This is a genomic window from Cytophagia bacterium CHB2 (genome assembly GCA_030263535.1).
GTDB lineage: Bacteria > Zhuqueibacterota > Zhuqueibacteria > Zhuqueibacterales > Zhuqueibacteraceae > Coneutiohabitans.
Genome location: SZPB01000360.1, coordinates 1 through 6,566, shown reverse-complemented (window position 1 = coordinate 6,566; position 6,566 = coordinate 1). Strand labels below are relative to the sequence as shown.

Annotated in this window: 7 protein-coding genes; 3 read left to right on the top strand and 4 right to left on the bottom strand. The window is 52.7% G+C overall.

What is annotated here, in order from left to right; translation table 11 throughout:
• Both FBQ85_24705 and FBQ85_24700 read right to left on the bottom strand, forming a co-directional pair.
• Positions 1–578, bottom strand: a 578-nt coding sequence (locus tag FBQ85_24705; GenBank protein ID MDL1878333.1) for a carbohydrate ABC transporter permease, incomplete at its 3' end; no start/stop codon positions are given.
• Positions 579–638: 60 nt separating this feature from the next.
• The gene (locus tag FBQ85_24700; protein MDL1878332.1) at positions 639–2,924 is read right to left on the bottom strand and encodes an extracellular solute-binding protein; all 2,286 of its coding nucleotides are present in this window, start codon (positions 2,922–2,924) and stop codon (positions 639–641) included.
• 249 nt (positions 2,925–3,173) lie between these two features.
• On the opposite strand from FBQ85_24700, the gene FBQ85_24695 reads away from it, so the two are divergent.
• A complete protein-coding gene (locus FBQ85_24695; GenBank protein ID MDL1878331.1) occupies positions 3,174–4,103 on the top strand; it encodes a serine hydrolase in 930 nt (309 codons plus the stop codon).
• Positions 4,064–5,116: an MBL fold metallo-hydrolase gene (locus tag FBQ85_24690; GenBank protein MDL1878330.1), complete on the top strand. Its 1,053-nt coding sequence runs from the start codon at positions 4,064–4,066 to the stop codon at positions 5,114–5,116. Before FBQ85_24695 ends, FBQ85_24690 begins: the two co-directional genes overlap by 40 nt.
• 163 nt (positions 5,117–5,279) lie before the next feature.
• Here the strand turns inward: FBQ85_24690 and FBQ85_24685 are convergent, their stop codons facing one another.
• Positions 5,280–5,564, bottom strand: a complete 285-nt coding sequence (locus FBQ85_24685) for a hypothetical protein (GenBank protein MDL1878329.1) — start codon at positions 5,562–5,564, stop codon at positions 5,280–5,282.
• Between FBQ85_24685 and FBQ85_24680 the strand changes: the two genes are divergently transcribed.
• Positions 5,556–6,002, top strand: coding sequence for a hypothetical protein (locus tag FBQ85_24680; protein MDL1878328.1), 447 nt, complete (start codon positions 5,556–5,558; stop codon positions 6,000–6,002). The two genes, FBQ85_24685 and FBQ85_24680, sit on opposite strands and share 9 nt — an antisense overlap.
• Positions 6,003–6,166: 164 nt before the next feature.
• On the opposite strand, the gene FBQ85_24675 is transcribed toward FBQ85_24680, so the two are convergent.
• Positions 6,167–6,566 (bottom strand): hypothetical protein (locus tag FBQ85_24675; GenBank protein ID MDL1878327.1); only part of this gene is annotated, 400 nt, incomplete at its 5' end.

Sequence of the window (6,566 nt, the reverse complement as noted above, 5' to 3'; positions counted from 1 at the left end):
AGCGCCGGCTTGGCCAGCGGCAGCACGATGCGCCAGTAGATGGCGAATTCATGCGCGCCGTCCAGACGCGCGGCTTCTTCCAAATCTTTCGGGATCGTTAGAAAAAACTGCCGCAACAGAAATATTCCCCACACGCTCGAAAGCGAGGGCGCAATGAGGGCGTAATAGGTGTTCATCCAGCCAAAAGCGGTGATGATCAAGAATGCCGGAATGAGGGTGACCATGGCGGGAATCATCATGGTGGCAAGATAAAGCGCAAAAATATTGTCGCGCCATTTGAAGCGTAAGCGCGCAAACGCAAAAGCCGCCATCGAGCAAAACAACAGTTGTCCGGCAACGGAAAAGAACGTGACGATAGTGGTATTCAAAAAATACCGGCCAAAGGGCTGCAGCGCCATGGCTTCGGGATAATTTTCCCAGCGCGGCGATTGCGGCAGGAGCTTCGGCGGATATTGAAAAACTTCGGTGTCCGTCATCAATGAGGTGGAGAGCATCCACCAAAACGGCAGCAGCATCGAAGCCGCCAATGCGATCAGCACTGCATAAATCGAAAATTTGACAATCAGATTTTTCCTCATCTCTTTTTGCTCGTGCAGCAACGATTCATCTCAAACCGTAACAACTGGACGCTCAGATTCTCAAGCGTATTCGACATACTTGCCCAGCACGCGAAATTGCAGCCACGTGGCCGCCATGATGATCACAAACAACACCAGCGACATGGCCGAAGCATAACCCATGCGGAGATTGTTCCAGGCGGCTTGATATATGTGATGCACCACGACATCGGTGCTGCGCGCCGGGCCGCCGCCGGTCATCACATAGATGGCGGTGAACACTTGAAACGAGCCAATGATCGAGGTAATAAAAATGAAAAAAGTCGTGGGCTGCAACAGCGGCAGCGTAATGGTACGAAAACGTTGCCAGGGCGAGGCGCCGTCGATCATCGCCGCCTCGTAGAGTGAACCGGGAATGCCCTGCAATCCTGCCAGGAAAATCACCATTTGATAGCCCAATCCCAGCCAAATGCTCATGATGATGAGCGCGAGCATGGCCGTATCCGGCGAGTTGAGCCACAATGATTTGGGCAAATTCAGCAGATCAAGAATAAAATTTGCCAAACCAATTTGCGGTTCGTAAAGCAGACGCCACACCAGCGCGATTGCGACAAAAGAAGACACACTGGGCAAAAAATAAAGCGTGCGCAACAGATGCACGCCGCGCAATTTCAGATTCAGCATCACCGCCACGCCGAGCGAGAACGCCATGCCGAACGGCACATTAAGCGAATATATCAGCGTGTTCTTGAGCGCATTCCAAAACGCGTGATCGCGAAACATCTCGACAAAATTATCCGCGCCGATGAAGGGCTTGTGCGGGACAATAATCTCCCAATTGTGCATGCTGAGATAAAACGCAAACGCAATGGGCGTCAACCAAAAGATCAACAAATGAACAAACGAGGGCAGCAGAAATGCAAAACCCATGAGTGTCTGCCGTCGTTTCGCGGCTGCACCGCGCGTTTTCCAAACGCCAAAGCCGGCCAGGCTGAGCGCCAGAACCATCATGACCAGCAGAAACCGCAGAATTTCGGTATTGCCCGGCAGGGCTGTTGCTTTACTGGCGCCGGTGGCGCGAATCTGTTGCAGCTTTTCATCAATGCGTTGCGCATGAACCGTGAAACTTTCATGAATCGGCCTGTTATTGAAGAGCACGTCATCGATGGCATCCTCGAAAAACCTTTCGATTTCAGGAAATCGTTCGACTACAGAACCCCAATGCTGGCGGCAATAGGGCACTTCCTCAAGAAAAGTCTTTTCGACGCCGAGCGTGTCTTTTTGCACCTGCTCGGCTGCCACCGATTTCATTGCCGGCATGCCGATGAGCATTTCACTGCGCAGCCGCGCGGCAAATTCGTCCGACATGAAAATCGCCAATTCGACCGCCAGTCCGGGATGCGGTGTGCTCACCGGCACGCACCAGCCGGACTCATACATCACATTCACTTTCTTGCCCTGCGCCGGCACCGGCAGCGTGGTCACGCCGAGCGATAACTTGCCGCTCTCGATGTACGGCAAAAACGTCGGCATGGACCAATGGCCGCTGACGCGCATAGCAGCGCGGTTGCTGAAAAACAATGACTCCAACAATCCCGAGGTACGAATCTGTTCGTGCGAGCCCAAATTCGGCGCGACTTTGTGGATGCGTTGCAGATCGATAATTTTCTGCAATGCTGCAATGGTTTGTGGCGAATTAAAATATCCCGTGGCGCGCCGGCCATCCGGCGAAAGCACGTCGCCACCGTGCATCCAAACCAATGGCATCCACATGTAGGTCATCTGCGGCCAAAGCACGCCGAATTGATCCGCCTCGCCGTCGCTGTCCGTATCTTTCGTCAATCGTTTGGCCGTGACAAGAAACTCCTCCCACGTCCATTGCGCCGGAGGGTAAGAAACGTTGGCCTCATCAAAAAGCTTTTTGTTATAATAGATCACCATCGGCGTAAAATCTTTCGGAAGCGCATACAGTGCGGAATCACGCCGGGCAATCGCGAGCACATTCGGGAAATAAACATTCAAATCGAAACCAAGCCGGCGAATGTGCGGCATCAAGTCGAGCACCACACCCTTGTTGACATAACTCGGAATCGAACCTGAGTCGAGCAAAAAGACGTCGGGTGGCGAGCCGGCCACGATGCTCAGGAGGATTTTCTGATCGTAGTGATGCGGCACCGGCTCCAGCGTTACACTCACGCCGGGATGAAGTTCTTCGAAGGCACGACTGATTTTATTCTCGTACTCAATGTCGCGCTGACGCGTCGACCAGTTGCTCACGCGCAGAGTGATTTCAGATGACGCGAGGAGGGTCGTATCGGCAAGCAGGCAAAAACAGAATACAGCGAGGGCGCATCGCACAAGTAGCATTCGAGGAAGAACGAGTTCGCGATTAAGTTGTACAAAATTGGTTTCCAAATTGTTGTGATTTTTTCCATGAAGCGCAAGGGCTTTGTCGCCGCCTTGACTTTACCGCCGCCTTTCGTTACTTTGATTCACCATAAGTTGACCGGCTCTTACACCAACATTTGGAGAGAAGGCATGATCGCCTCACGTTGTCACTGTCGATGTACAAATCGGGGAACAAGTCTTTCAAAGCCCGTGCCTTTATTGTTTGCGATGTTAACCGGCATCATCGTTCTCGCATGTTACCTGCCGCCGGCTCACGCACAAAATTCTCACAACTCGACGTCGAATCGCATCGCCCCGGTTTTGACCAAGAAAGTTCTGCAGGCAATAGACGGATTTAAGGGCGAGGTCGGCGTTTATGTGCGGCATCTCAAAAGCGGAAAAACCGTCATGATCCGCGCGGATGAACTTTTTCCCACGGCCAGCATGATCAAAGTGCCGATCATGTTGACTGCTTTTCAAAAAATTGAAGAGGGCGAACTGGATTATCACGGCGAGCAGACCTATCGTGATTCGTTGCTCTATGCGGGCGAAGATATTTTGGGATCATTCAAAGACGGCGAAAAAATCAAGCTGAGCAAAGTGATCATGCTGATGATTACTACAAGCGACAACACCGCAAGCTTATGGTGCCAAAAGCTCGTGGGCACGGGCACGGCAATCAACGAATGGCTGCAGGCGCACGGATTTTCACAAACACGGGTGAATTCGCGCACGCCCGGCCGCGAAGCCGACCGTGAAAAATTCGGCTGGGGGCAAACCACGCCGCGTGAAATGGCCGAGTTGTTGGTGATGATTCGTGAAGGCCGCGCCGTCAGCCCGGACGCGAGTGAGGAAATGTATCGCACGCTCACGCGCATTTACTGGAACGGCGAAGCCCTGTCACAAATTCCACCGTTCATACAGGCCGCATCGAAACAAGGCGCAGTCAACCGCTCGCGCTCTGAAGTCGTGCTCGTGAATGCGCCCTCCGGCGATTACGTGTTTTGTGTCATTACCAAGAATCAAGAAGACGAGAGCTGGCAATATGACAACGCCGGTTATGTGTTGCTGCGCAACATCTCGCGTTTGTTGTGGGAATATTTCGAGCCGAAATCGAAATGGCAACCGGCGCCCGGCGCGAAAAAATGGGCGAAGTGAGGAGCCACGCCGAGAAATCGCAGAAGCAAGGATGCAATGCAATCATGACGAAACTTCACTGTATCTCTTTGCCGACGCCTTTTCCGGTTGGGCCGGTCAATGTTTATTTGGCTGAGGGTGAGCCGTTGACTTTGATCGACACCGGCCCGAAAACTGAAGCAACGCGCGCCGCATTAAGCCAAGAATTGGCGCGGCTCGGCTACAACCTCGCTGATCTCAAGCAAATCATTCTTACTCACCATCATGTCGATCACCTCGGCCTGGCCGGGGAAATCGCGGCCCAATCCAATGCAAAAATTTTTGCGCATCCGTACAATCTGCCCTGGTTGCACGACTATGCCAGTACGCGCAAACACCACGCGCAGTTCTACCGGGGGTTTTGGAAACAGAACGGTGTGCCGCAGGAGTTGATTGAGCGCATGCTGTACCTCGGCGAGGCATTGACGCAATTCCGCGATTCCCACCTGCCGGTTCAGCCTTTGCCCGAGGGCCAGAAAATCCATTTTGCCGGCTGCGATTGGAGCGTGTATCACACGCCCGGCCATGCCGGCGGCTTGGTTTGCTTGTGGCACGCGCAGAGCCGCACGTTGATCTCAAACGACCATATCTTAAAAAATATTTCATCAAATCCCATTCTCGAACCGCCCATGTCCGGCGAGGCTACGCGGCCACAGCGTTTGCGCGATTATTTGCGTGAAATGAACCGCATGGCCGCATTAAATCCGCAAATTGCCTACACCGGCCACGGCGAGGCGGTGCGAAACGTTCGGGAACTGGTCGCCCGGCGTGTGGCATTCCATCACCGGCGCGCCGAAGCCATTTTAAGCGCGCTCGGTGCACGCACAATGAGTTTGTGGGAACTCACGCAGGGACTATTTCCGGCATTGACAAATGATGCTGATTTCTTCCTGGCAATTTCCGAAGTGCAGGGGCATTTGGACCTTTTGCAGAACGACCAGCGCATCGTTGAAACTTTTCACGGAGAAAAAGTTCTTTGGAAGCGCCAAGCCTAACCCTTCCGGCTTCACATCTCTCATTCAGAAACGTCTTTCAAATCCCCCTACTCAGAACCTGTCCATTGACCGCTAATTTTCTTTGACTCAACGTCGATCAGCGATGAATCGTGTCAGAGTTCTTCATTCCACCAAAAAAATTCTCCAGGTTTTGCCCAATTGTTTACACCAAGCGTTGCTCATTTATAAAACTATTTGGCTGCGTACCGGAATACTTCCCGCCTATCATCTGCGACAGCAGCTCGTTTGGGTGTTTTAAATTCATCAACTCCAGCATCAAAAAATGACTCTCAGGCAAGTTTTCACCAAACACTTTGCGAAGAAGTCCGTTGCGCGCCGCCAAGCCCATGATCATGAATTGATTTACGCCAACGGGAAATACTTCATTCAGGAGCGGCACCAGAGTCCGGCGATTATCGTGATGCCTTCGGCGCGCATCGTGTCTCATGTTTTTCTCGATTTGGTGATGGAGCTGGGCGAAGAGGTGATACTCGTCGTGGGGGAAACCATTTTCGAACAGAAGCCGAAACACGTCATGTCATTCAGCCCGGCGTTGGCGGCTAGCCGTTTGCAAGTTTTGCTGGCGGATTATCATGACATCATCAAGCGCCACCCGGGCATCGAGATGAGCGTGACAAACACCCGAAAGTGTTGCAGCCTGGTGTTATCCGCAAGCAAGCACATTTTCATGAATGTGTGTTCTCTGAACCCGTATGTCCGGCTTTTGGAGAGTCGCGGCATTCGCCAAACCGAAGAAATCTCGGGGCGCATGCCAAACGCTTGCGCCAAAGCCACGCCGGTGGACGAGATTCGTCTTGACGAGTTGAAGCAAGTGCTAACGCATTCGGCCGCGGCATTTTGCCCGCAACAGGAGTTGCTGCACTAAGGTGATCGCACGGCGTGAGGAGAACGCCAGTTTTGTTGTTGTGAATGGATGTCTTTGCAAGAATGCTGTGGTTGCACACGGTGATCGCGAGGCGTTTGGTTTTAGAAATGGCGGGGATTTTTGGGAGGAAACGCGTCGCGATCTTTTTTTATTCAATCTGCGATTTACTTCTCAAATGCCGCTTCCACTTGCTCAACCCTCTCGCTTATTTCCGTCCACTCTTCCAAAAACTTTTCAAGCTGGATTTCAACCTCCCGTTGCCGGCGAAGTTTTTGAGGATAGACATCCTTATTCGCGATAATCTGGGGATCGCACACCGCGGCAAGCAATTCCGTCTTTTCTTGTTCCAGGCGCGAAATTTCCCGTTCCAGCTCAATCAGGCGTTGTTTGAATGGCCGCAGTTCGCGTGACTTCTGCTGAACGCGTTCCGCGCGCAGGCGGCGTTCTTCTTTTTTATTCACAGCCGCGCTGGCCTTGTCAGCCTCCAGCGCTGTGGCCGTAAGCGGCGCGGGCGCGCTTGCCATTTGTTTGCGCCAGACGTAATCATCATACGTGCCGGGAAAA

Excerpts from the sequence above, each read along its gene's own strand:
- FBQ85_24690 (MDL1878330.1), top strand. The coding sequence starts at position 4,064 with ATGGCAACCGGCGCCCGGCGCGAAAAAATGGGCGAAGTGAGGAGCCAC.
- FBQ85_24700 (MDL1878332.1), bottom strand. The coding sequence starts at position 2,924 with ATGCTACTTGTGCGATGCGCCCTCGCTGTATTCTGTTTTTGCCTGCTT.
- FBQ85_24695 (MDL1878331.1), top strand. The coding sequence starts at position 3,174 with ATGTTAACCGGCATCATCGTTCTCGCATGTTACCTGCCGCCGGCTCAC.
- FBQ85_24685 (MDL1878329.1), bottom strand. The coding sequence starts at position 5,564 with ATGAGACACGATGCGCGCCGAAGGCATCACGATAATCGCCGGACTCTG.